Genomic DNA, 23,358 nt, shown 5'->3' on the forward strand with positions numbered 1-23,358 from the left:
CGCGGAACGGGATGCCGGCGATGACCGAACTTAGGCCGACCGAAGACACCGTTTCCCTGGCGCGGCGCCGCGAAGCCGACGATCCGTCGAGCCCGGTCGCGCGCTTCGGCACGGACCGCGCACTGATGCTCGACGCCGGCGTCGCCATCGCGCCCTGGCAGATCGCGTACCAGACCTACGGCGCGCTCAATGCCGACAAGTCGAACGCCGTGCTCGTCTGCCATGCGCTGACCGGCGACCAGCATGTCGGCAATACCCATCCGGTCACCGGCAAGCCGGGCTGGTGGACCTCGATGATCGGCCCGGGCAAGCCGATCGATACCGACCGCTACTTCGTGATCTGCGCGAACGTGCTCGGCGGCTGCCTCGGCACCACCGGTCCAGCCTCGACCAATCCCGCGACGGGTAAGCCCTACGGTCTCGACCTGCCGGTGATCACCATTCGCGACATGGTGCGCGCGCAGGCCGCGCTGGTCGACAGTTTCGGCATCGGCGAGCTGTTCCTGGTGATCGGCGGCTCGATGGGCGGCATGCAGGTGCTGCAATGGGCCGCCTCCTATCCGGAGCGCGTGTTCGCCTGCCTGCCGATCGCCACCGGCCCGCGGCATTCCTCGCAGAACATCGCCTTCCACGAGGTCGGCCGGCAGGCGGTCATGGCCGATCCGGACTGGCGCGGCGGGCGCTATCTCGACTTCGACGTCAGCCCGCGCAAGGGGCTCGCGGTCGCGCGCATGGCGGCGCACATCACCTACCTGTCGGAGGCGGTGCTGCATCGCAAGTTCGGCCGGCGGCTGCAGGATCGCGACAAGCCGACCTTCGGCTTCGACAGCGATTTCCAGATCGAGAGCTACCTGCGCCACCAGGGCATGACCTTCGTCGACCGTTTCGACGCCAACTCCTACCTCTACATGACCCGGGCGATGGATTATTTCGATCTCGCCGCCGACCATGGCGGCGTGCTCGCCAACGCCTTCAAGGGCACGAAGACGCGCTTCTGCGTGATGAGCTTCACCTCCGACTGGCTGTTCCCGACCACCGAGAGCCGCTCGGTCGTGCATGCGCTCAATGCCGGCGGGGCGAGCGTCTCCTTCGCGGAGATCGTCACCGACCGCGGCCACGACGCGTTCCTGCTCGACGAGCCGGAGATGTTCAAGATCGTCAACGGTTTCATTGCCTCGGCCGCGCGGGCGCGGGGCCTGAAGGAGGGCGCGCGATGACCGACCTCGCCCTCGACCCCGTCTCGGCGACCGTCGCCGCCCGTGCCGCTGCGCGCGGCGACCTGCGCGCGATCGCCGATCTGGTCGCGCCCGGCAGCCGCGTGCTCGACATCGGCTGCGGCGACGGCGCGCTGCTCGAACTGCTGGCGCGCGAGAAGCGCGTCGACGGCCGCGGCATCGAGCTCAGCCAGGCCGGCGTCAACGAATGCGTCGGGCGTGGTCTGTCGGTGATCCAGGGCGACGCCGACAGCGACCTCGTCTATTACCCGGACGATGCCTTCGACACGGTGATCCTGAGCCAGACGCTGCAGGCGACCCAGCGCCCGAAGGAGGTGCTGAAGCACCTCCTGCGCATCGGCAAGCATGCGATCGTGTCGCTGCCGAACTTCGGGCACTGGCCGATGCGGCTGCAGATCCTGTTTCGGGGCCGCATGCCGGTGACGGACAACCTGCCGGTCGCCTGGTACGAGACGCCGAACATCCACTTCTGCACGATCCGCGACTTCGTCGAGCTCACCAAGGAGCCCGACGTCGATGCGGTGATGGAGAAGGCGATCGCGCTCAATGGCGCCGGGCAGAAGATCTCGATCAACGCGCCGTGGTGGTTCTGGAACCTGTTCGGCGAGCAGGCCGTGTTCGTGCTCCGGCGCCGCAAGGCGTGAGCCGCGACGCTCTTCAGCGCTGACGGGCGGGCGCCGCGGCCCGCTCGCGCTGACGCATCGCCCGGATCAGTTCGTGATGCGCGGCGACGAGAAGTTCTGGAAGATCTTCACGAAGGCGTCCTTGATGCCCTGCGTGTCGCTGGCCTTCAGATAGAGATTGCCGGCGCAGGCGCGCAGCATCGGCTCGACGTCGTCGTCGCGGGTGCCACTGCCGCCGTGCTGGCTCGGCATGCCGAGGGTGGCGTTGTAGCCCCAGTCCCAGGCCATCGGCAGATACGGCGTGTGCACAAAGCCGACCGAGACGTTCTTGCTCGCGGCGGTCTTGCAGAAGCTCGTGTCGAGGACGTCGACCTGCGCCCGATAGGGCAGGTTCCAGGTCCAGAAACGGCCCGGATCCTGGACGCCGTCGGTCGCGATGATCAGCAGCTTCTTCGCGGTGGCCTGCGTCGAGCCGTCACCGCCGGTGCCGACCGCGTTGAGCATCGCCGTGATGTTTTCGTTGAAATGGGTCGCGCCGTCGCTCTCGCCCGAGGACGATGGCGTCGAGGGGTAGTTGTTCTGGATCTGCGTGAAGTTATAGGTGATCGTCGCGAGCTGGTTGAGGTTGACGTCGAAACCGTAGAGCGCCAACCGGATTTTCGGTGTCGGCGAGTTCGACTGGGTGGCGACCTGGATCAGGTTCTGGATGCCCTGGTTCACGATCTGGAACCGCAGCGAGATATTGTTGGCAATCGCGTAGCCGTAGCTGTCGGTCCACTTGCCGTTCACCCAATAGGACGACGAACCGTCGTGGCAGGCGAAGGCGCAGCCGGTCTTGCTCATCAACTGGTCGATGTCGGCCTGGCTCGCGCCCAGGGCCATCGAGCCGGAGGTATCGATCATCAGGTAGACGTCGATGTAGGGGGGCAGGCTCGAGGTCGCGGAGGACGAGCCCGAAATCGTGGTCGAGGCCATGCCGATGAGATTGCCGAAGATCAACGGCACGGTCGCGGTGTATGTCGCCTTGGCGGTCAGGGTCAGATTGGCCTGGGTGACGACCACGCTGTAGGTGTACGTTGCGTTATTGCCGACGGTGGCATTCTGAACGAAGGTCTGCTCGCCGGTCGACTTTCGGGTGGCGAGGGTCGGACTCGTGCCGGCATTCTGGGCGACGGCGGCCAGCGCGGCGCTGTCCGCGGCCTTGTCGAGCCGGGTCTGCGCCGAGGTCATACGCGTGTAGTCGATGGCCAAGCCACCGACCATGATCAGCGGCAGGGCCAGCAATCCGAATGTGACGGCAACATTGCCGCGTTCGGACCGCCACAATCTTTTCACGATGTTTCTGATGACAAGCACCTGGTATGATCCGCTTGGTCGCCTGGCGGAGTCTTGCCATCGAAAATTCACTAAATCATTGACGTCATCTTCGAAATTCGGTGCTTCCGCTTGGGTATATGCAGGTCAGCACGTCGCCGGCGGCGTCGTGTCGGGGTCGGGCCGGGCCGCACGGCCGACCGGCGTCGGCGAGATGCCGTTCGGGACCAGCACCGGCACCGGCCGAAACAGCGGCAAAAGCCTTGCACGGGTTCGCGCGCGTGCCGGCAGGCCCTGGTAGAGCTGCTTGGTCGCCTCGACGATCACCACGCCCGACAGGGCCGGCCAGAGCCGGCCGCCGACACGCTCGAAGGCGACGCCGGAGCGGATCAGGAACGACCGTTCGAACGGCGCCATGTAGAGCGCGCCGGTCCAGTCGATCGGCGAATAGAGCGTCTCCTTGAGCAGCCGGTCGAGCTGGCCGCGCGAGAACGGCCGGCCGTGGCCGAACGGCGTCGTTTCCATGCGGGCCCACAATCCCGAGCGGTTCGGCACCACGGCGATCAGCCGGCCGCCGGGCGCCAGCACCCGCCAGACCTCGCGCAGCACGTCGGAGGGTTTTCGGCCATCTCCAGGCAATGGACGAGCAGCGCGCGGTCGATCGAGGAATCGGGCAGCGGCAGCGCATCCTCGTGGACGAGCGCGGTGGCGGAGGGCCCTTCGGAGGGCCAGTTCACGACGCCCTGCGGCGCCGGCATCAAGCCGATGACGCGCTCGGCCTGGTCGCGGAACGGCCGGAGATAGGGCGTGGCGTAGCCGAGACCCATGACGCGGTCGCCGGCGACCTTCGGCCACATGGCGGTCAGCCGGGCGCGCAGCACGCGGCGGACCAGCCGGCCGAGCGGCTCGCCGTAAAAGTTCCTCAGATCGACGACGTCCAGATACATGGGGGCTGTTGTTCCCTGTGCCTTCGGATGTTCGTCTCGTCGAAACCGGGGCCCGACGAAAATCTGTCTTGCTCGGAACGCCTGCCGCGTCGTCGTGATTCAGCCGCGGGGCGCTGCCATGATGGCCATGTTCGTACCGCGATGTTACGTAATCACCAAACCCGTGGAGACCAGACACGATGCTCGAGGAAAACGAGGCGTCATCCCCCATCGCGATCGAGGTCTTCCGGCTGCGCGAGGACAATGCCGGGGTGATCCTGCGCTCGAAGGCGAGCGGACGGGTCGCAACGATCGATGCGCCGGACGCCGAGGCGGTGGCGGCGCGGCTCGACAAGGCCGGGCTCCGGCTCACCGACATCTTCGTGACGCATCACCACGGCGACCACGTCGAGGGCATTCCGGCGCTGAAGGCCCGCTACGGCGCCCGCGTGATCGGCGCCCGCGCCGATGCACACCGGATCGCCGATCTCGATCTCCTGGTCGCGGAAGGCGAGAGCTTCGATTTCGGCGGCGATGCCGTCACCGTGCTCGAGACGCCCGGCCACACGGTCGGGCACATCAGCTTCCATATCCCGTCGGCGAAGGCCGCCTTTGTCGGCGATACGCTGTTCGAGATGGGCTGCGGCCGGCTGTTCGAGGGCACGCCCGCGGAGATGTGGGCCTCGCTCGGCAAGCTCCGCGGCCTGCCGGCGGAGACGCGGCTGCACGTCGGACACGACTACGGCATGACCAACGTGCGCTTCGCGCTGTCGGTGACGCCGCACGATCCGCAGCTCGAGGCGATCCTGGCCGAGAAGAAGGCGGCGGGTCCCGGCGGCTTTTTCGCCGTGACCACCGTCGAGCGCGAGATCGCGATCAACCCGTTCCTGCGGGCCGCCGATCCGGCGTTCCGCGCGGCAGCGGGTTTCGGCGCCGATGCGGATCCGGTCCAGGTGTTCGCGGTGCTGCGCGAGAAGCGCAACTCGTTCCGGTGAGGGCGGCGATGCAGGATCTCAGTGCGGCGCAGATCGTCGACATGCTCGGGCTCGCCCGCCATCCGGAGGGCGGCTATTTCCGCGAGACCTATCGCGATCCCGACGGCGTCGATGGGCGCAGCCACTCGACGGCGATCTATTTCCTGCTGCCGGCCGGCGAGGTCTCGGCGTGGCATCGGGTCGATGCGGTCGAGACCTGGCACTGGTATGCCGGCGCGCCGCTGGCGCTGACGGTCTCGGAGAACGGCCACGATGCGTGGTCGGTCCGGCTCGGCGGCAATCTCCTCGGCGGCGAGCGGCCGCAGGCGATCGTGCCGAAGAACGCCTGGCAGACCGCCGAGAGCCTCGGGGCCTGGACGCTGGTCGGCTGCACGGTGGCGCCGGCGTTCCGGTTCGAGGGTTTTGAACTGGCGCCGCCGGACTGGCGGCCGCGGCCGCGCGCCGGCCGGTCCGACTGATCGTCAGGATCGCTTGAACAGCAGATCCTTCGAGGCGACGAGCGCGCCGCCGGTGATCAGCACGGCGGCCGCGACGATGATCGAGGTGAAGGCGCCGTAGCCGGCGAGGATCAGGAACAGCGTCGACAGGAGCGGCGACAGATAGCTCGCCGCGCCCAGGATCTGGATGTCGCCGCGCTTGACGCCATGGTCCCAGACGAAGAAGGCGAGGCCGACCGGGAACAGGCCGAGCCCGACCACCGCCGCCCATTGCACCGCGCCCTGCGGCCAGACGGTCGTCTCCCAGGCGAGGTGGCAGACCAGCGACAGCGCGGAGGTGGCGAGACAGAAGCCGGCGACGGCGGCGGTCGGCACCGAGCCGAACCGGCGCGAGGCGACCGAGTAGCTCGACCAGGTCAGCGCCGAACCGATCGCCGCGACATAGCCGAGCGCATGTTCCGGTGCGATCGACAGGCTCTTGCCCTTGGTGACGATCAGCGCCGCGCCGGCGAGGCCGAGCAGCGCGCCGATCACATGGTGCGGCTTCAGCCGCTCGCCGGGCAGGAAGCCGGAGAACAGCACGATCAGCAGCGGCCAGGTGTAGTTCACCAGATTGGCCTCGACCGGCGGGGCGAGGCGCAGCGAGGTGAAATAGAGGAAGTGGAAGCCGAACAGGCCGCCGACGCCGAGCGCCCAGACGGGCCAGGGCTGCCGCAAGGCGCCGGCCCGGCCGGTCGCGACCAGGATCGCGGTCGCGGTGATGCCGGAGATGCCGAAGGCCATCGCGTTCATCTGGAAGGCCGGGACCGTGCCGGAGGCGGCGGCCATCAGGCCGAGCAGGGACCACATGCCGACTGCCGACAGGCCTATGAGGGTCGCGAGGGTGCGGGGCGTCATGGGTGGAGGTTGCTCGGGTCGGAATTGTCGTTGGCGAGGCGGGGCGCGATACGGCCGTTCCATAGCGGAACCATGGATGCCCGTCGATGTTTCAAGGGCGCCACGTATGTGAAATTGCGCGGGTGCTCCGCGCGAGGGCAGGATGGCTATGGATTGGGCAGCCGGCTACGGTCGCGGTCCCGATCCCGTCCACGTTCGCCGCGCTCCCGCGCGCGGCCCTCATCCGGAGCCCGGCATGTCGCCCCGCGATGTCATCCTCGCCGTCGTGATCGCCGCCGTGTGGGGGCTGAGCTTCGTTGCCGTGAAGCTCGGCGGCGAGGGCATGCCGCCGCTGCTCGCCTCGGCGGGGCGCTTCTTCCTCGCCGCGGTGCCGGCCGTCTTCTTCGTGCCGCGCCCGAAGACGCCGTTCCGCACGCTGTTCGGCTATGGGTTTGCGATCGGCGTCGTGCAGTTCGGGTTCCTGTTCGTGGCGATCCGGCAGGGCATGCCGGCGGGGCTCGCCTCGGTGGTGATCCAGATCCAGGTCGCCTTCACGATGCTGCTCGCCGGCTTGTTCCTCGGCGAGCGCCCGACCCGGCTGCAATATATCGGCTGCGGCGTCGCCATCGCGGGCATCGTCGTGCTGGCCTTCGCGCGCGGCGGCCACGTGCCGCTGGTGCCGTTCCTGATGACGGTGCTCGCCGCGGTCGGCTGGGCCTTCGGCAATCTCGTCACCAAGCGGGCCGGCCGCATCGAGATGATCCCGTTCGTGATCTGGTCGAGCCTGATCCCGCCGATCCCGCTCATTGCCCTGTCGCTGCTGCTCGACGGACCGCAGGCCTTCGCAGACGCGCTGACACACACGTCCATGGGCACGGTGATCGCGATCGCGAGCCTCGGCTGGATCGCGACCGACTTCGGCTTCGGCATGTCGGCGGTGCTCTTGTCGCGCTATCCGGCTGCGATGGTGTCGCCCTTCGCGCTGCTCGTGCCGGTCTTCGGCATTTCCGGCGGCATGATCTTCCTCGGCGAACGGTTCGGGCCGGGCGTGTTCGTCGGCTGCGCCATCGTGCTTGCCGGCGTGGCGATCAACGTGTTCGGCCCACGCATCGTGACCTGGCTCCGGCCGCGGCGAGCGGCGTGAAGCATCGCCCGGAGCGTGGCCGGGCGCCCCGTTGATCAGGCCCGAAGTGCGCGGCGGAGCACCTTGCCGGAGCCGGTGCGCGGCAGTTCCTCGACGAAGACGTAGCGGCGCGGGCGCTTGTAGTCGGCGAGGCGATCGGCGGCGAGCGCCTCGAGCCCGGCGGGGTCGGGCGTCGCGTCGGCGCGCGGCACCACGAAGGCGGTGACGATCGAGACCTCGCCGGCGCGGGTCTCGACGACCGCGACCTCGGCGACGTCCGGGTGCTCGGCCAAAGCGCGCTCGACCTCTTCCGGCGCGACCCGATAGCCGAAGGCGTTCATCTGGTCGTCGGCGCGGCCCTCGTACCAGAGGTAGCCGTCGGCGTCGAAACGGGCGAGGTCGCCGGTCAGGAACCAGTCGCCGCGAAACGCCGCCGCGGTCTCTTCGGGCAAATGCCAATAACCGAGCATCAGGCCGGGGTCAGAGCGATGCACGGCCAGCACCCCGTCTCGCCCGCGGGCAGCGGCGTCGCCGCGTCCGGCGCCTCCTCATCCCCGGCAGCACCGCCACGCGGCGGCCGGCCTGGGGCTTGCCGGGACTGCCGGGGCGGGTCGGCACTTGCGGGCCGGACGAGACATAGGTCGAGATCTCGCTCATGCCGAGCGCCTCATAGAGCGGCCGGCCGGTCGCCTCGAGCCAATCGCGATGCAGGGCGGGCTTCAGCGCCTCGCCGGCGGTCAGACCATGGCGGAGCGCGGGGAAGCGGTCGGGCGTGATCGCGCCATACTTCAGGATGCGCCGATAGAGCCCCGGCACGGCGGCGAACAGCGTCGCGTCGGTCGCCTCGAGAATATCCGGCCATGCCTCGGGTGGCCGGTCGCCCAGATGCACGATGCTGGTCGCGCCCATGGCCCAGGGGTCCATCAGGCCGGCGCCGAGCGTGTAGGTCCAGTTGAAGGCGCCGGCGTGGAACAGCCGGTCTTCGGGCAGCAGGCCGTACCAGCCGTCGATCATCGGCCGGCGGCCGAGGATCGCACGTTGCGCATGGGCGACGCCCTTCGGCCGACCGCTGGTGCCCGAGGTATAGACCAGGAAAGCCAGGTCGTCGGCCCCCGTGTCGGCGAAGTCCGCGGCCGCGGCCGCGAACAGCCACTCGATCTCGGCCGGGCCGAAGACCGTTGCTATCCCGGGGTCGGAGGGCATCGCGCCGGAGCCGTCGCCGAGCACGAGCCGCGCACCGGAATCGGCGAGGATCAGGTCGACCTCGCGTTCGGTGAGCTGCGTCGAGGTCGGGATCGGCGCGAGGCCGGCGGCGATCGCGCCGAAGAACAAGAGCGGGAAGGTCGAGGTGTTGCCGACCCGGAGCAGCACGCGTTCGCCCGGTCGCAGGCCCGTCTCACGCAGGCCACCGGCGACCCGGCGGACGGCTCCGGCGACCGCGCCATGGCTCCATGTCTCGACCACGCGGGCCGCGGGGCCCTCGACGACCACGAGCGCGGGCTTGTCGCGGCGCGCCTCGGCGTGCGCGAGACAGTGGCGGGCGAGATTGAAGCGGCTCGGGATTTCCGACAGTGCGGGTGCATTCATGGCCGGGATCATGCCCGGACGACACGGGCTCGGCCAGTCGCACCTTGGTCGCGGTTGCGGATGTCGTGGCCTCGGGGCGCTTTCGCGGCGCGCTCAGGCGACGACGTTCACCGAGCTGCCGGGCGCTGCAGGGGGCGTGGTCGTCGCGGCCGAGCTCGTCGCACTGGCGGTCGTCGACGAGGTGTCGGTCGCTGCTGCCGGCGTCACCGTCGTGGAAGCCCCCGTGGCGGTGGTGGAACTGGCGGCGGTGGCCGAGGAACTCGCGGAGGTTGCCGTCGTGGAAGAGGAACTGGCCACATCGGTCGAGCTCGACACGGAAACGCTGGAGCTCGATGGCGTCGTCGGCGCGTTGATCAGCGCCTGCGTGCCCTGCAGATCCTTGAGCGCTGCATCGATCTTCTTCTGCTGCTCGGCCGCGATGCGCTTCTGGGCGACCTTCCAGCCGTTGGAAACCGAAGACGCGCCGGCATTCTGCAGCGTGCCGAACAACGCCAAGCCGAGGCCCGCGACCTGGCTGTCATAGCTGTCCAGCACCTGCTTGTTGTAGGCGCGCAGGCGAGCGTTCTGGGCTCGGTAATAGTTGTAGAGCGACCCGACGGCCATGACTGCTCCGGCGCACGACGCGGTGATGCAGGATCACTGTCGGCCGGTAGCGTCAACGATTGGTTAATATCGGGCCGCGCCGTCCGGTAACGATTGCTCAATCGTTACCGGGATCGTGCGAAGCAGCATCGATCCGCCGCCGCGCGGATCGGCTCAGCGGGTCGGGACCGGGCGCTCGCCGCGATAGTCGTAGAAGCCGCGCTGGGTCTTGCGGCCGAGCCAGCCGGCCTCGACGTATTTCACCAGGAGCGGGCAGGGGCGGTACTTCGAATCCGCCAAGCCTTCGTAGAGCACCTGCATGATCGACAGGCAGGTGTCGAGGCCGATGAAGTCGGCGAGCTGCAGCGGGCCCATCGGGTGATTGGCGCCGAGCCGCATCGCGGTGTCGATCGCGTCGACCGATCCGACACCCTCGTAGAGCGTGTAGATCGCCTCGTTGATCATCGGCAGCAGGATGCGGTTGACGATGAAGGCCGGGAAGTCCTCGGCGACCGTCGAGGTCTTGCCGAGGCGGGCGACGAAGCGCTTGCAGAGGTCGAAGGTGTGGTCGTCGGTGGCGATGCCCCGGACCAGCTCGACGAGCTGCATCAGCGGCACAGGGTTCATGAAGTGAACGCCGACGAACTTCTCCGGCCGATCGGTCGCGGCGGCGAGCCGCGTGATCGAGATCGACGAGGTGTTGGTGGCGAGCAGCGCCTCGGGCTTCAGCACCGGGCAGAGCTGCTGCAGGATCTTGCGCTTGATCTGCTCGTTCTCGGTCGCGGCCTCGATCACGAGGTCGCAGTCGGAGAGGGCATCGAGATTCTCGGCCGCCTTGATCCGGGTCAGCGCCGCGACGCGTTCGGCGTCGCTGAGGGCGCCCCGATTCACCTGCCGGGCCATGTTGCCGTTGATGGTCGCCAGACCCGATTGGATCCGCTCGGGCGAGATGTCGTTGAGCGCGACGTCATAGCCGGCGACCGAACAGACATGGGCAATGCCGTTGCCCATCTGACCGGCACCGATCACGCCGACTTTCTTGATCTCGAACGCCATGACGGTTCCGGTCTCCGTTCCAACCGACAAATCTCTCAGAGCCTGAGCACCGCGCGGTCCAGCCGGACACGACGCGGATCAGCGCTCTCGATCACCCTCTCGTCCCCGGACATTCCGGCTGAGCGAGCGGGCGCATTCTTCCTCGGGCGTCAGCGAACGGCAAGTGTCGCGCGATCATCCGATAAGGGCATTGCATCGCAGCAACAGAGGTGTTCGGCAAGCCCTTGTTGCTGCGGTCGGCCGCCGAGATCGGGAGGCCAAGCTCGCGCCGCCGATGTCGCATCGACGTCGCGTCGAGGGAGATCGCGCCCGATGGCCGGGCGCGATCCCGATCGCGTGGTCTCGGCTCAGCGGCCGAGCTTGCCGAGCTCGGCCGCGAGCTCGGGCAGGGCGGTGTAGAGGTCGGCGACCAGGCCGTAGTCGGCGACCTGGAAGATCGGCGCCTCTTCGTCCTTGTTGATCGCGACGATGACCTTGCTGTCCTTCATGCCCGCGAGATGCTGGATCGCGCCGGAAATGCCGACCGCGACGTAGAGCTCGGGGGCGACGACCTTGCCGGTCTGGCCGACCTGCCAGTCGTTCGGGGCGTAGCCCGCATCGACCGCGGCGCGCGAGGCACCGATGGCGGCGCCGAGCTTGTCGGCGACCGGCTCGATGTAGGTCGTGAAGTTCTCGCGGCTCTGCATCGCGCGACCACCGGAGACGATGATCTTGGCCGAGGTCAGTTCCGGACGGTCGGACTTCGACAGCTCCTCGCCGACGAAGGTCGACAGGCCCGGATTGGCGGCGGCCGAGACGGTCTCGATCGCGGCCGAGCCACCCTCGCCGGTCGCCTGGAAGGCGGCGGTGCGGACGGTGACGATCTTCTTCGGATCGGTCGACTGCACGGTCTGGATCGCGTTGCCGGCGTAGATCGGCCGCTCGAACGTGTCGGCGGAGACAACCTTGGTCACGTCGGAGATCTGCATGACGTCGATGAGCGCGGCGACGCGCGGCAGGACGTTCTTGGCCGCCGAGGTGGCCGGGCCGACGATGGCGTCGTAGCCACCGGCGAGCGACACGATCAGCGCCGCATAGGGCTCGGCCAGGCGCTGCTCGAGCTCGTCGGCCTCGGCGAGGAGGACCTTCGAGACGCCCGAGAGCTTGGCGGCGGCTTCGGCCGCGCCGCGGGCGTTCTTGCCGGCGACGAGCACATGCACGTCGCCGCCGATCGCCAGCGCCGCGGTCAGCGCCTTGTTGGTGGCGTCGCGCAGGGTGGCGTTGTCGTGTTCAGCGATGAGAAGAACGGTCATGGTGGTCAAATCCTTCCTTCTCAGATCACGCCGGCTTCGTTCTTGAGCTTGCCGACCAGATCGGCGACCGAGCCGACCTTGACGCCGGCCTTGCGCGCCGGCGGCTCGACGGTCTTGAGCACCTTGAGGCGCGGCGCCACATCGACGCCGAAGTCCGCCGGGGTCTTCTCGTCGATCGGCTTCTTCTTCGCCTTCATGATGTTCGGCAGCGACGCGTAGCGCGGCTCGTTGAGGCGCAGGTCGGTCGTCACGATCGCCGGCAGCTTCAGCGCGATCGACTGCAGGCCGCCGTCGACCTCACGGGTGATGGCGAGCGTCTCGCCCTCGACGGTCAGCTTGGAGGCGAAGGTGCCCTGGGCCCAGCCGAGCAGCGCGGCGAGCATCTGGCCGGTCTGGCCCATGTCGTCGTCGATCGCCTGCTTGCCGAGGATGACGAGGCCCGGGGCCTCGGCCTCGACGACGCCCTTGAGGATCTTGGCGACGGCGAGCGGCTCGGTGGTTTCGTCGGTCTTGACCAGGATGCCGCGGTCGGCACCCATGGCGAGGCCGGTGCGCAGCGTCTCGGCGGCCTGCGCCGGGCCGATCGACACGACCACGATCTCGGTCGCGACGCCCTTTTCCTTCAGGCGGATCGCCTCTTCGACGGCGATTTCGTCGAAGGGGTTCATGGACATCTTGACGTTGGCGAGATCGACGCCCGAGCCGTCCGGCTTGACGCGAATCTTGACGTTGTAGTCGACCACCCGTTTCACGGGCACCAGGATCTTCATGGGCGAGGTCTCCGTGGAGAAGCCGGTTCGGCCGGCTATCGTTCGCGATCGACGCTCGTAGCCTACCCTATTGGGCAACACTTTTCCGAGCGCGACACGTTGAAGGTGGCGCGGACGCTAATGACGAAGAGGGGGCGAGTCAATTCGCCCGAAAGGCGCAAATTTTGCGGTGCGGCATCGGCGCGCGGTCCGATGGCCGCGGGGCTCCCGCCGGTGCGCCGCCCGGCTCACGCCTCGGCCCGCGTGAGTTCTTCGGCGCGGGCGAGATCCAGCCCCCGGTCGAACAGCGGTACGCCGGCGCGGCGGAACAGCACCACCAGCACGGCGCCGGAGATGAGGCCGCCGACATGCGCCCACCAGGCGACGTCGTCCTCGGTCTGCACCGCGACCATGTAGACCTGCATCAGGGCCCAGAAGCCGAGCACCATCCAGGCGGCGAGCGGCAGCGGAAGCCGGCCGAGCGCCAGCACCCAGACCTTCACGCGCGGATGCAGCAGGAGGTAGGCCGAGACCACCGCGGCGACGGCACCGGAGGCGCCGACCAGCGGCAGGTCGGAGGCCGGGTGCGCGATCACATGGGCGAGGCCGGCGAAGGCCGCCGATAGCAGGAAGAACAGCGCGAAGCGCACATGGCCCATCGCATCCTCGACATTGTCGCCGAACACGAACAGGAACAGCAGGTTGCCCAGCAGATGCATGAAGCCGCCGTGGACGAAGGCGTAGGTCGCCAGCGTCCAGTGCGGCGCGACCAGATCGTAGATCTTCGGCAGCCGGCGCGTGCCCTCGATGACGCTCGGAATCACGCCGAACGACACTTCGATCCCCTGCTGTCCGCCATAGACCCAGCCGGTGAAGCCGATGCCGTAGACGATCAGGTTGAGCGCGATGATCGTCCAGGTGACGAAGGGCACCCGGATATGGCGCAAGGGATTGAAATCATAGAGTGGAACGAACATCGGCGAGCCCCGTCCGATCCGGCGCCGACCTCGATTCGTGGGCGCCGTGGTTCAGCCTGAGCCAACCATGCTTCAGCACGACCGTCGAGGTCGGCTTGCGCGCAGCAGCGCAGCGCCGGGGCCCGACCGGACCGGTCGGGTCTATGCCTGCGCGTTCGGCCGGTCTCGCCGCGCGAGGCTCAGCGGTTCTGGCCGGGCACCCAGAGCACGTCGGCCGCGCCGCAGCCGTTGACCCAGCGGCTGGCGACGAAGAAGAAATCCGACAGCCGGTTCATGTACTTGAGCGCGGCCTCGCCGACAATCTCGTCCTCGGATTTGGCGAGCGCCACCATCAGACGCTCGGCGCGGCGCGAGACCGTGCGGGCGAGGTGCAGGTAGGCGGCGGCCGGGCTGCCGCCGGGCAGGACGAAGGAGCGCAGCGGCTTCAGATCGGCGTTGAGCGTGTCGATGTCGGCCTCGACGCGCTCGACCTGCGCCATGGTGACGCGGATCGGCGTCCAGGCGAGTTCCTTGCCCTCGGGCGTGGCGAGATCGGCGCCGAGATCGAACAGGTCGTTCTGGATCCGGCCGAGCATGGCATCGACCGCGGGATGGGCCGTCGCCGTGTGCAGCCGTGCTAGACCCACTGCGGCGTTGGTCTCGTCGACCGTGCCATAGGCCTCGATGCGCAGGTCGAACTTCGGGCGGCGCTCGCCGGTCGACAGCGCGGTGGTGCCGTCGTCGCCGGTGCGGGTGTAGATGCGATTGAGGACGACCATCGGGGTTCTCGTCGGATCAGTTCTCGTCGGATCGATTTTGCGGGCCCGCGTCTTACGAGGCCGGCCGAGGCTCGGACCATCGCCGATCCCGCTCGCACAGAAAAGGGCAAGGGGCGGACCGATCGTCGCGGCGGGCTCGGTCGGGCCGGCGCTAACGGCCGCGCCGGCGGCTCAGCGGTCCATCAGCGCGATCGCGATCATGATGATGACCAGCGCGATCGCCTGCAGGCCGATGCGCCAGCGCATCAGCGTCTGGCTGGTGTTGGCGCTGCCGCCGCGCAGCAGATTGAACAGGCCCATGGCGAGCACGATGATGACCGCGCCGATGGCGAAGGGAACGAGGTGGTAGAAGAAGCCGGCCATCGGAGTGCACTCGGTTGCGCGAAGGGGCGGAGGGATCATGGGCCGAAACGGCGCAGCGGAACCTAGCGCGGCGATGCCGGCTCAGAAAGGTCGTGCCGCATCACTTTCGTCGAGCGCTCATGCCTCGGCGTCGGACAGCCGGCCGAGCAGGGCCGAGCGCCAGCGCTCCGGCAGGAATCGGCGGGCGAGGCCCATCACGTGCGTCGGCAGGGTCACGGCATAAGCCGGGGCCGGGTTCGGGTGTTCCAGCGCGACGACGAGTTTGGCGACCACGGCTTCCGGTCCGAGCTTGAAGCGGCTCGCGCCGCCGCGCGCCATGCGCTCCAGCCGGCGCCGGTATATGTCGCGATGAGCGGAGGCATCAATGTCGATGTTGGCGTGGAACATCGCCATCGCATTGGGCACGAAGCGGGTCGCGATCGGGCCGGGACGGATCGAGACGACCTTGATGCCGGTGCCGTCGAGTTCCAGCCTGAGCGTGTCGGTCAGGCCTTCGAGCGCGTGTTTCGAGGCGTTGTAGGCGCCGCGGTACTTCATCGCGATGATGCCGAGAACCGACGAGCACTGCACGATACGGCCCTCGCCGGCGGCGCGCATGGCCGGGATCACGCGGCGGGTCAGGTCGTGCCAGCCGAAGAGATTGGCCTCGAACTGCATGCGCAGCACGTCGGTGGTCAGGTCCTCGACTGCGCCCGGTTGGCCATAGGCGCCGTTGTTGAACAGGCCGTAGAGACGGCCGTCGGTGCGGGCGAGCACGGTCTCGGCGGCAGCGGCGATGCTGGCGCCGTCGCGATAGTCGAGGAACAGGGCCTCGACGCCCGCGGCCTCGAGGGCGCGGAGATCCTCGTCCCGGCGGGCGGTGGCGAAGACGCGGTAGCCGCGCGCCCGGAGCCCGATCGCGGCGGCGTGGCCGATCCCGGAGGAGGCGCCCGTGATCAGGATGCTGCGAGGCACGGCGGCGGTCATCGGGATCTCCTGGCGCTGAGACGCGGTCCGCGCCGGCGTCGGCCTGCGGTCGGCTACGCCTCTAGCACGGGAGACGGTGGCACGGGAGCCTTTGGCCAGGGAAACCGGGGTCATGAATCAAAACCGGCCGACGTTTCCGTCGGCCGGTTTGAAATGGAGTATGCGATGACCGTGTGTGTCTGGACATTGCCAAAGTCACGGCAAGCTGACAAGCGATAGTGCATCGGAAGGTAAACGCAGGCGGTGCGGGGACGTTAACGTCGTTAACCACGCCGCGACCCGTCGCTCGACGCAGTTCTTGCGTCGCTCGCGCCAGCGTTGAAAAGAAAAAGGCCGGTCGAGCGAGAGCTCGACCGGCTTGAGAGAAGGTAACGGACGGGATCCCCTGAACCCGAACCGTGACGCCATCATCGCTTTTGCAGCAATAATGCCAACCCCTGGATTTTCAGGGGGCGACTGTCCGTTGCGGCTCGCCTGAGGCTACCTCTGCGGCCGGTGCTCGCGTCAGTTGCCGCTATCCAGCAGGCGGCGCGCAATCACCTGCGCCTGAATCTCGGCCGCGCCCTCGAAGATGTTGAGGATGCGCGCATCGCAGAGCACGCGGCTCACCGGGTATTCGAGCGCGAAACCGTTGCCGCCGTGGATCTGCAGCGCGTTGTCAGCCGCAGCCCAAGCGACGCGGGCGCCGAGCAGCTTGGCCATACCGGCCTCGACGTCGCAGCGCTTGTCGTGGTCCTTCTGACGGGCCGAGAAATAGGTCAGCTGCCGGGCGATCATCACCTCGACCGCCATCATGGCGAGCTTGTCGGCGATGCGCGGGAAGTCGATCAGCGGCTTGCCGAACTGCACGCGCTCCTGCGCATAGCGCAGGCCGAGGTCGAGTGCGGACTGGGCCACGCCGACCGCGCGGGCGGCGGTCTGGATGCGGGCGCTCTCGAAGGTCTGCATGAGCTGCTTGAAGCCCTGGCCCTCGACACCGCCGAGCAGATTCGCCGCCGGCACCTCGAAGCCGTCGAAGCCGATTTCGTATTCCTTCATGCCGCGATAGCCGAGCACCTCGATCTCGCCGCCGGTCATGCCCTTGGCCGGGAACGGGTTCTCGTCCGTGCCGCGCGGCTTCGGGGCGAGGAACATCGACAGGCCGCGCCAGTCGGTGGTGTCCGGGTTGGTGCGGGCGAGCACGGTCATCACGTCGGCGCGGACCGGATGGGTGATCCAGGTCTTGTTGCCGGTGATCTCATAGGTCTCGCCCTTCTTCACCGCACGCGTGCGCAGCGAGCCGAGGTCCGAGCCGGTGTTCGGCTCGGTGAACACGGCGGTCGGCAGCACTTCGCCGGAGGCGATCTTCGGCAGCCATTCGGCCTTCTGCGCCTCGGTACCGCCGCACAGGATCAGCTCGGCCGCGATCTCGGAGCGCGTGCCGAGCGAGCCGACGCCGATATAGCCGCGGGACAACTCCTCGGAGACGACGCACATCGACTCCTTGCCGAGGCCGAGGCCGCCGAATTCCTCCGGGATGGTCAGGCCGAACACGCCGAGCTCGGCGAGCTTGCCGATCACCTCGAGCGGGATATAGGCGTTCTCCAGGTGCCACTCGTGGGCGTGCGGGATCACCTCGTCGAGGGCGAACTTGCGCATTTCCTCGCGGAACTGCTCGTAGGTCTCCTCAAGGCCGGTGTCGCCGATGGTGATGGCGCCGTCGAGCGACTTCATCGCCGCGACGAGGCCGGCGCGGTTGGCGGCGGTGTTGCCGCTCGCGATCATCGCCTCGACGTCGGCGATGCGCGCGGCGGCGGCGTCTTCCGCCGTCAGGCCGAGATCCGACAGGCGGACGATCTCGCCCTGGCTCATCGGGATGCCGCCGAAGATCTGGCCGAGATATTCGCCGAAGGCGATTTCGGTGATCAGCCGCTCGATCTCGCCATAGCGGCCGAGGCCGGACATGCGTTCGGCATAGGCCGCCATCTCGCGCAGCGATTCCGCATAGGTCGCGAGCCAGGCGAGGCCGTGGGCGGCGCGCTGCTCGGCATCGACGAGCGCGGAGGAGATCTTGCCGTCCTTGGTGACCTTCGCCCGCACGCGATCCTTCGCCTTGGCGACGAGGCCGTCGACGGCGGCGACGATCGCCGGATAGGCGGCGAGCGGTTCGAACGCGGCGGTGGGGCGAGCGGCGGCGAGCGACATGGTTTTCCTCCCGGGGCAGCGGTCCGGCGACCGGTCATTCAATCTGTTGCAGCGCGGGAGAATAGGTACGCGTCGGTTTTTCGCAATGCGCCTTAAGGAGGCGAAACAGCGCAGGGACGCGAGGTTCAGGGCAGCTCGATCTCGTCGTAGTCGAGAGGCTGGCGACGCGTGCTGTAGATCCGAAGGATGTATAGCGCCTCGTCCCGGATCGTATATGGGATCACAAACCCATAACGCGGTTCGACCACTTCCCGGACCAGTGGATGCGGCGTCGCTCGCCCCGACATCGGCTCGTCGCCGAGATTAAGGATCCGTCGCTCGAGCGCAGCCGCGACATTCGCGAGCCCACGTGGGCTGATAGAACCAAGGTGGACCCGAAGATCGTCGAGGTCGCGCTTCGCTGGCCGGCTGAACACGATCCGCATTGGATGTCAGCGCTTCGGGCCGAGATCCGGTTGCGGTGACGGCTTCTCGTCGGCGGTTCCCCAACTGCGGAGCCAGTCGAACACCTGCTCGGAGGAATGGCCGACACCGCTTTCGATCGAGCGCAATGCTTCGTCGAGTTCGTCGCGATAGCGATCGTCATTCCGGTGGCGCGGCGCGAGGGGCATGATCCGCCTCCGAGGGTTGGCTTCGGCCAGTTTAGACCCATCACCCCCGGCTGGCCAGCGCCACGCCCAACGCCGTCACCGCCATGCCGACGATCTGGATCGGCACCAGGGTCTCGCCGACCAGGAGATAGGCCTGCACGGCCGCGGTCGGGGGGACGAGGTAGATCAGCGTCGCGGCGCGGCTGACCTCGCCGGTGCGGATCAGCAGCAGCAGGAGGCCGATGGCGCCGATCGACAGGGCCAGCACCGACCAGGCCATGGCGCCGATCGCGGCCGGGGTCCAGTCGATGCGCAGGTGCTCGAAGCCGAGCGCGAGCGGGATCATCATCAGCACCGCGCCGGCATATTGCAGCGTCGCGACCACGCGCAGGTCGGCGGTCGCGACATGGCGCTTCTGATGGAAGGTGCCGACGGTCACCGCCACCATCGAGACGACGTTGACGGCGAGCGGGCCGGCGACGGGGGCGAGGTTCGCGGCATTGATGGTGGCGAGTTTCGGCTCGAGCGCGAGCAGGATGCCGGCGAGGCCGAGGCCGAGGCCGGCCCAGCGCTTGCGCGAGATCGTCTCGCCGGCGAGTGCGGGGGCGAGGCAGGCGGTGAACAGCGGCTGCAGGGCCGCGATCAGGGCCGAGAGCCCCGCCGGCACGCCCTGTGCCACCGCCCACCAGACGCCGGCCAGATAGAGCGCGTGGATCAGGACGCCGGAGAGCATCGCATGGCCGAGCGTCTTCGGATCGCGCGGCCAGGGCGCACCGCTCGCGACGGAGATGCCGGCGAGCAGCACGCCGGCGATCGAGAATCGCACGAGCAGGAAGGTCAGCGGCTCGGCATGGGGCGCGGCGACGCGTGCGACGACCCAGCCTGTCGACCACAGGAACACGAAGACGGCGGGAACGAAGGCGAGCAGGACCGGACGACTGATCATTCTCTCGGTCTAGACGGTCCCGCCAATGCCGACAACGATCGCAAACGGATCATGACCTATGCCGCGCGCGGAGATCGCCCGGTCGATCCCGGTCCGGTGGCAAGCCGGTCGCAGACCGGGTGCGCCTGAAACCGAAGAACCTGAAACCGAAGCCCTGAAACGGAAGAGGCGCGGGCTCGCGCCCGCGCCTCAATCCGAGGACCTTGTCCTGACCGGCCGAGGATCACTCCTGCTTCTGGCCGAACAGCTGCAGCAGCATCATGAACAGGTTGATGAAGTTCAGGTACAGCGACAGCGCACCCATCACGGCCGAGCGGCCGATGGTCGCCTCGTCGGCGCCCTGGATGGCGTAGATGTACTCTTCCTTCAGGCGCTGCGTGTCGTAGGCGGTGAGGCCCGCGAACACGAGAACGCCGATCACCGAGATCGCGAACTGCAGCGCGCTCGAGGCCAAGAAGATGTTCACGAGACCGGCGATGATGATGCCGATCAGGCCCATCATCAGGAACGAGCCCATGCCCGACAGCGAGCGCTGGGTCGTGTAGCCGTAGAGCGACAGACCCGCGAAGGACGCGGCGGAGATGAAGAACACGCGGGCGATCGACGCATGGGTGTAGACCAGGAAGATCGTCGCGAGCGACACACCGACGAGCGCCGCGTAGAGCCAGAACACGCCCTGGGCCGTGGTCGGCTGCATGCGGTCGACGCGGAAGCCGAGCAGGAACACGAGGCCGATCGGGGCCAGCATGATCACGTACTTCAGCGGGCTGACGAACAGGGCGTAGCCGACCTGCGTCAGCGCCATGCCGCGGCCGACGTTGGCGACCGCGTCGGCGGCGCCAGGCGTGGTGACCGACAGGCTGTAGACGATCATGGCCGCGAGGCCGGTGATCGCAACGCCGATCGCCATATAGTTGTAGATCGAAATCATGTACGCGCGCAGGCCCTGGTCGATCCCCAGGTCGCTCCGCGTCGCGGTCGAGCCGAACCGCGCCTGCGGGTTGGTGTAGTTCGACATCGTCGAAATCCTCTCGAAGGGTCCATCCTCGGATCGCCGTCACATTGACGGCAATGGGAATATGGTTCGGGACCGTGACGTTCGCAAGGCGGCGATCGTCCGATGGTCAGGAAAATGTCAGCAATTGTCCTGATCGCATGGCGCAAGGTAAACGGAGCGCGAGCCCTCAGGGGTCGCGCAGCAGGATGGTCGGCTTCTCCCGCAGCGCCCGCCACGTGCCGATGAGGCCGAAGCCGACGGTGGCGACGAGCGCCGCCAGGATCGTGACGACCGCGGTCGTGGGCGAGAAGGCGAAGGAGAGCCGCATGACCTTGGTCAGCACGTACCATGCGGCGCCGGTGCCGGCCGCGAGGCCGAACACCGCGGTCGCGGCGCCGAGGAGCGCGAATTCGAGCCCGAAGGCGCTGACGAGCCGGCGCCGGGTGGCGCCGAGCGTCTTCAGGATCACCGCATCATAGAGCCGGCGGCGCTGGCCGCTCGCCAAGGCGCCGGCGAGCACCAGCACGCTGGCGATCACGGTCACGCCGGCCGCGACACGCACGCCGAGCGAGAGTTTCGTGATCATCTCCTCGACCGACTGGAGCGCGTCCTTGACCCGGAGCGAGGTGATCGCCGGATAGGTCCTGGTCACGGTCCGGAGCAGCGCCAGTTCCTGCTCGGCTGTGCCGCCGCCGGGCCAGGTGACGGTCGCGAGCCGCGTGACCGGCGCGCCCTTGAAGGTGTTCGGCGAGAACACCATCACGAAATTGATCGCCAGACTGTCCCACTCGACCTTGCGCAGGCTCGCGATCGTCACCTCGAATTCGCGGCCGAGCACGTTGACGGTCAGCTTGTCGCCGAGGCCGAGATGAAGACCCTTGGCGAGCTCGGAGTCGAACGAGACGAGCGGCGGGCCGGCGTAGTCCTTGGCCCACCATTGCCCGCCGACCAGCGTCGAATGCTCCGGCAGCGTCTCGGAGAAGGTGATGCCGCGATCGCCCGAGAGCACCCAGCGCGCGTTGGGCTCGACGTCGGTCTCGGCCGCCGGCGCGCCCTTCAGCGCGACGATGCGGCCGCGCAGCATCGGCACTTCCTCGATCGTCGCGCCGCGGGCCTCGCGGCCGATCAGGTCGCGGAAGGCGGCCGCGTCGCGGCTCGGCACGTCGAGGAAGAAGAAGCTCGGCGCCTGTTTCGGCAGCTGGACGTCAGTTCGGCGCGCAGGCCGTAGTCGATGCCGGCGAGCGCGACCAGCAGCGTCAGGCCGAGGCCGAGCGACAGCACGACCGAGGGCGTCAGGGCGCCCGGCCGGTGGATCGCCGCGATGGCGAGGCGCCATTCGGTCGAGTGGAGATGCGGCATGCGGCGGGCGAGCGCCATGATGCCGAGCCCGACGCCGCGCAGCACGACGAAGGCGCCGATCAGAGCGCCCAGATAAGGCACGGTGATGCGCGGATCGTCGGAGAGCGTCAGCACGAGCCCGACCAGCGCGGCAAGCACGACCGCCGTCATGATCAGGTAGCGCCGCCGTGGCCAGCGGCGCGCGGTCTCGACCGCACCGCGAAACAGTGCCGTCGGCGGCACGTCATGGGCGCGGCCGATGACCGGCAGCGCGAAGGCTGCCGCGGTCAGGAAGCCATAGGCGACCGCGAGCAGGAGCTCGCGCGGGTAGACGGCGGCGCGGGCGCCGATCGGCACGATGTCGGCGAGATAGGCGCCGATCGCGATCGGCAGCACCGAGCCGAGCGCCAGCCCGATCGCGATGCCGATGCCGGCGAGCATCATGACTTCCAGCGCGTAGACCTTGAACACGAAGCCGCCGGTCGCGCCGAGGCACTTCCAGGTCGCGATCACCTCGCGCTTGCGGTCGAGATAGCTCCTGACCGCGTTGGCGACGCCGACGCCGCCGATGACCAGCGCGGTCAGCCCGACCAGGGTCAGGAACTGGGTGAAGCGCTCGATGTTCGCCTTCAGGCCCGGCGCGGCATTGGCGCGCGAGCGGACCTCCCAGCCGGCCTTGGGGAAGGCGACTTCGGCCTGTTTTTCGATGGCGGAAAGCCGGGCCTCGTCGGCCGGGCCGTCGACGCGGACGCGGGTGGTGAAGCGGATCAGGCTGCCGGGCTGGACGAGATCGGTCGCGGCGAGCGCGTCGCGCGTGATCAGCAGCCGCGGGCCGAAACCGATGCCGCCGGCCGCCTTGTCGGGCTCGGCCGTGATCACGCCGGTGAGCGTCAGCGTCGCAGCGCCGAGCGCGATGCGGTCGCCGACCTTGAGATCGAGCCGGACGAGCAGCGCCTGTTCGGCCAACGCGCCGAACGAGCCGTCCGGCTGTTTCGCGGTCAGCGCCTTCCAGTCGCCGCCGCCTTCGACCTCGAGCCGGCCATAGAGCGGATAGGCGGCGTCGACCGCCTTCACCTCGGCGAGCGCCTGGTCGAGGGTTTCCGGCTTGCGCGCCATGGCGCGCAGCGTCGCGACTTCGGACGCGGTCCCCAATTTGGCGAGAAAGGCGCGCTGGTCGGCGTCGGGTGGCACATGCAGGAGCGAGAAGGCGATGTCGCCGCCGAGCAGGGTCTGGCCTTCCTCGGCGATGGTGGTGGTCAGCGCCCGGCCGATCGACAGCACGCCGGCGATCGCCATGACGCCGAGCGCGATGCAGGCGATGAAGATGCGGAAGCCGGCGACGCCGCCGCGCAGCTCGCGCAGCGCGAAGCGGAAGGCGAGCGCGAGGCCGGGGGGCGTCACCGGCGGCGGGGCGAAACTCGGCATCGGGCGCGATCTCGTGCGG

Annotated in this window: 22 protein-coding genes and 2 pseudogenes; 5 read left to right on the top strand and 19 right to left on the bottom strand. The window is 68.5% G+C overall.

The window, feature by feature from the left end:
- The first annotated feature begins 20 nt into the window (after positions 1-20).
- Together ABS361_20395 and metW are read left to right on the top strand one after the other, a co-directional pair.
- Positions 21-1,217, top strand: coding sequence for a homoserine O-acetyltransferase (locus ABS361_20395; GenBank protein XBY44349.1), 1,197 nt, complete (start codon positions 21-23; stop codon positions 1,215-1,217).
- Positions 1,214-1,879, top strand: a complete 666-nt coding sequence (metW, locus tag ABS361_20400; protein XBY44350.1) for a methionine biosynthesis protein MetW — start codon at positions 1,214-1,216, stop codon at positions 1,877-1,879. Before ABS361_20395 ends, metW begins: the two co-directional genes overlap by 4 nt.
- Positions 1,880-1,945: 66 nt before the next feature.
- Here metW and ABS361_20405 read toward each other — a convergent pair whose 3' ends face one another.
- On the bottom strand, positions 1,946-3,265 hold the full coding sequence (locus ABS361_20405; protein XBY44351.1) for a pilus assembly protein TadG-related protein: 1,320 nt from the start codon (positions 3,263-3,265) through the stop codon (positions 1,946-1,948).
- Positions 3,266-3,319: 54 nt separating this feature from the next.
- Positions 3,320-4,119: pseudogene (locus ABS361_20410) on the bottom strand (class I SAM-dependent methyltransferase).
- Between the two features lie 179 nt (positions 4,120-4,298).
- Here ABS361_20410 and gloB point away from each other — a divergent pair.
- Both gloB and ABS361_20420 read left to right on the top strand, forming a co-directional pair.
- Positions 4,299-5,093: a hydroxyacylglutathione hydrolase gene (gloB, locus tag ABS361_20415; GenBank protein ID XBY44352.1), complete on the top strand. Its 795-nt coding sequence runs from the start codon at positions 4,299-4,301 to the stop codon at positions 5,091-5,093.
- An 8-nt stretch (positions 5,094-5,101) separates the two neighbouring features.
- Positions 5,102-5,551, top strand: a complete 450-nt coding sequence (locus tag ABS361_20420) for a cupin domain-containing protein (protein XBY44353.1) — start codon at positions 5,102-5,104, stop codon at positions 5,549-5,551.
- Between the two features lie 3 nt (positions 5,552-5,554).
- Here ABS361_20420 and ABS361_20425 read toward each other — a convergent pair whose 3' ends face one another.
- Positions 5,555-6,427, bottom strand: coding sequence for an EamA family transporter (locus tag ABS361_20425; GenBank protein XBY44354.1), 873 nt, complete (start codon positions 6,425-6,427; stop codon positions 5,555-5,557).
- A 235-nt stretch (positions 6,428-6,662) separates the two neighbouring features.
- Here ABS361_20425 and ABS361_20430 point away from each other — a divergent pair, with 235 nt between their 5' ends.
- A complete protein-coding gene (locus ABS361_20430) occupies positions 6,663-7,550 on the top strand; it encodes an EamA family transporter (protein ID XBY44355.1) in 888 nt (295 codons plus the stop codon).
- Positions 7,551-7,585: 35 nt separating this feature from the next.
- Here ABS361_20430 and ABS361_20435 read toward each other — a convergent pair whose 3' ends face one another.
- The 16 genes and pseudogenes from ABS361_20435 to ABS361_20510 all read right to left on the bottom strand — a co-directional run bounded on the left by ABS361_20435 (position 7,586) and on the right by ABS361_20510 (position 23,339).
- Positions 7,586-8,023 carry a hypothetical protein gene (locus tag ABS361_20435; GenBank protein XBY44356.1) on the bottom strand — a complete coding sequence of 146 codons (438 nt, stop codon included), beginning with the start codon at positions 8,021-8,023 and terminating at the stop codon, positions 7,586-7,588.
- A complete protein-coding gene (locus tag ABS361_20440; protein XBY44357.1) occupies positions 8,010-9,116 on the bottom strand; it encodes an AMP-binding protein in 1,107 nt (368 codons plus the stop codon). Before ABS361_20440 ends, ABS361_20435 begins: the two co-directional genes overlap by 14 nt.
- 93 nt (positions 9,117-9,209) lie before the next feature.
- Complete coding sequence (locus ABS361_20445; protein XBY44358.1) at positions 9,210-9,719, bottom strand: hypothetical protein; 510 nt, start codon at positions 9,717-9,719, stop codon at positions 9,210-9,212.
- A 153-nt stretch (positions 9,720-9,872) separates the two neighbouring features.
- Positions 9,873-10,754: a 3-hydroxybutyryl-CoA dehydrogenase gene (locus ABS361_20450; GenBank protein XBY44359.1), complete on the bottom strand. Its 882-nt coding sequence runs from the start codon at positions 10,752-10,754 to the stop codon at positions 9,873-9,875.
- Between the two features lie 347 nt (positions 10,755-11,101).
- The gene (locus ABS361_20455; GenBank protein ID XBY44360.1) at positions 11,102-12,046 is read right to left on the bottom strand and encodes an electron transfer flavoprotein subunit alpha/FixB family protein; all 945 of its coding nucleotides are present in this window, start codon (positions 12,044-12,046) and stop codon (positions 11,102-11,104) included.
- A gap of 20 nt (positions 12,047-12,066) precedes the next feature.
- Entirely contained in the window at positions 12,067-12,816 is a 750-nt protein-coding gene (locus ABS361_20460; protein XBY44361.1) for an electron transfer flavoprotein subunit beta/FixA family protein, read from the bottom strand.
- 227 nt (positions 12,817-13,043) lie between these two features.
- Positions 13,044-13,772 (bottom strand): rhomboid family intramembrane serine protease, encoded by a 729-nt coding sequence (locus tag ABS361_20465; GenBank protein XBY44362.1) that lies wholly within the window; start codon positions 13,770-13,772, stop codon positions 13,044-13,046.
- Between the two features lie 179 nt (positions 13,773-13,951).
- Positions 13,952-14,530: a cob(I)yrinic acid a,c-diamide adenosyltransferase gene (locus tag ABS361_20470; protein XBY44363.1), complete on the bottom strand. Its 579-nt coding sequence runs from the start codon at positions 14,528-14,530 to the stop codon at positions 13,952-13,954.
- 171 nt (positions 14,531-14,701) lie between these two features.
- A complete protein-coding gene (locus ABS361_20475) occupies positions 14,702-14,893 on the bottom strand; it encodes a twin transmembrane helix small protein (protein XBY44364.1) in 192 nt (63 codons plus the stop codon).
- A gap of 117 nt (positions 14,894-15,010) precedes the next feature.
- Positions 15,011-15,859: an SDR family oxidoreductase gene (locus ABS361_20480; GenBank protein ID XBY44365.1), complete on the bottom strand. Its 849-nt coding sequence runs from the start codon at positions 15,857-15,859 to the stop codon at positions 15,011-15,013.
- Between the two features lie 504 nt (positions 15,860-16,363).
- Positions 16,364-18,043, bottom strand: coding sequence for an acyl-CoA dehydrogenase family protein (locus ABS361_20485; GenBank protein ID XBY44366.1), 1,680 nt, complete (start codon positions 18,041-18,043; stop codon positions 16,364-16,366).
- 125 nt (positions 18,044-18,168) lie between these two features.
- Positions 18,169-18,468 carry a type II toxin-antitoxin system RelE/ParE family toxin gene (locus ABS361_20490; protein XBY44367.1) on the bottom strand — a complete coding sequence of 100 codons (300 nt, stop codon included), beginning with the start codon at positions 18,466-18,468 and terminating at the stop codon, positions 18,169-18,171.
- A 6-nt stretch (positions 18,469-18,474) separates the two neighbouring features.
- Complete coding sequence (locus ABS361_20495) at positions 18,475-18,654, bottom strand: hypothetical protein (protein ID XBY44368.1); 180 nt, start codon at positions 18,652-18,654, stop codon at positions 18,475-18,477.
- A 40-nt stretch (positions 18,655-18,694) separates the two neighbouring features.
- Entirely contained in the window at positions 18,695-19,579 is an 885-nt protein-coding gene (locus ABS361_20500) for a DMT family transporter (protein ID XBY44369.1), read from the bottom strand.
- A 223-nt stretch (positions 19,580-19,802) separates the two neighbouring features.
- Entirely contained in the window at positions 19,803-20,606 is an 804-nt protein-coding gene (locus ABS361_20505; GenBank protein XBY46971.1) for a Bax inhibitor-1/YccA family protein, read from the bottom strand.
- A gap of 157 nt (positions 20,607-20,763) precedes the next feature.
- Positions 20,764-23,339, bottom strand: a pseudogene (locus ABS361_20510) (ABC transporter permease).
- Positions 23,340-23,358 lie beyond the last annotated feature (19 nt).

The organism is Ancalomicrobiaceae bacterium S20, from assembly GCA_040269895.1.
Classification (GTDB): domain Bacteria; phylum Pseudomonadota; class Alphaproteobacteria; order Rhizobiales; family Ancalomicrobiaceae; genus Methyloraptor; species Methyloraptor flagellatus.

What these genes read in the sequence shown, in the direction of transcription:
- ABS361_20450 (XBY44359.1), bottom strand. Translation starts at nt 10,754, where the DNA reads ATGGCGTTCGAGATCAAGAAAGTCGGCGTGATCGGTGCCGGTCAGATG.
- ABS361_20465 (XBY44362.1), bottom strand. Translation starts at nt 13,772, where the DNA reads ATGTTCGTTCCACTCTATGATTTCAATCCCTTGCGCCATATCCGGGTG.
- ABS361_20420 (XBY44353.1), top strand. Translation starts at nt 5,102, where the DNA reads ATGCAGGATCTCAGTGCGGCGCAGATCGTCGACATGCTCGGGCTCGCC.
- ABS361_20440 (XBY44357.1), bottom strand. Translation starts at nt 9,116, where the DNA reads ATGAATGCACCCGCACTGTCGGAAATCCCGAGCCGCTTCAATCTCGCC.
- gloB (XBY44352.1), top strand. Translation starts at nt 4,299, where the DNA reads ATGCTCGAGGAAAACGAGGCGTCATCCCCCATCGCGATCGAGGTCTTC.
- ABS361_20425 (XBY44354.1), bottom strand. Translation starts at nt 6,427, where the DNA reads ATGACGCCCCGCACCCTCGCGACCCTCATAGGCCTGTCGGCAGTCGGC.
- ABS361_20460 (XBY44361.1), bottom strand. Translation starts at nt 12,816, where the DNA reads ATGAAGATCCTGGTGCCCGTGAAACGGGTGGTCGACTACAACGTCAAG.
- ABS361_20495 (XBY44368.1), bottom strand. Translation starts at nt 18,654, where the DNA reads ATGCCCCTCGCGCCGCGCCACCGGAATGACGATCGCTATCGCGACGAA.
- ABS361_20445 (XBY44358.1), bottom strand. Translation starts at nt 9,719, where the DNA reads ATGGCCGTCGGGTCGCTCTACAACTATTACCGAGCCCAGAACGCTCGC.
- ABS361_20490 (XBY44367.1), bottom strand. Translation starts at nt 18,468, where the DNA reads ATGCGGATCGTGTTCAGCCGGCCAGCGAAGCGCGACCTCGACGATCTT.
- ABS361_20470 (XBY44363.1), bottom strand. Translation starts at nt 14,530, where the DNA reads ATGGTCGTCCTCAATCGCATCTACACCCGCACCGGCGACGACGGCACC.
- ABS361_20395 (XBY44349.1), top strand. Translation starts at nt 21, where the DNA reads ATGACCGAACTTAGGCCGACCGAAGACACCGTTTCCCTGGCGCGGCGC.
- ABS361_20455 (XBY44360.1), bottom strand. Translation starts at nt 12,046, where the DNA reads ATGACCGTTCTTCTCATCGCTGAACACGACAACGCCACCCTGCGCGAC.
- metW (XBY44350.1), top strand. Translation starts at nt 1,214, where the DNA reads ATGACCGACCTCGCCCTCGACCCCGTCTCGGCGACCGTCGCCGCCCGT.
- ABS361_20480 (XBY44365.1), bottom strand. Translation starts at nt 15,859, where the DNA reads ATGACCGCCGCCGTGCCTCGCAGCATCCTGATCACGGGCGCCTCCTCC.
- ABS361_20475 (XBY44364.1), bottom strand. Translation starts at nt 14,893, where the DNA reads ATGGCCGGCTTCTTCTACCACCTCGTTCCCTTCGCCATCGGCGCGGTC.
- ABS361_20500 (XBY44369.1), bottom strand. Translation starts at nt 19,579, where the DNA reads ATGATCAGTCGTCCGGTCCTGCTCGCCTTCGTTCCCGCCGTCTTCGTG.
- ABS361_20430 (XBY44355.1), top strand. Translation starts at nt 6,663, where the DNA reads ATGTCGCCCCGCGATGTCATCCTCGCCGTCGTGATCGCCGCCGTGTGG.
- ABS361_20485 (XBY44366.1), bottom strand. Translation starts at nt 18,043, where the DNA reads ATGTCGCTCGCCGCCGCTCGCCCCACCGCCGCGTTCGAACCGCTCGCC.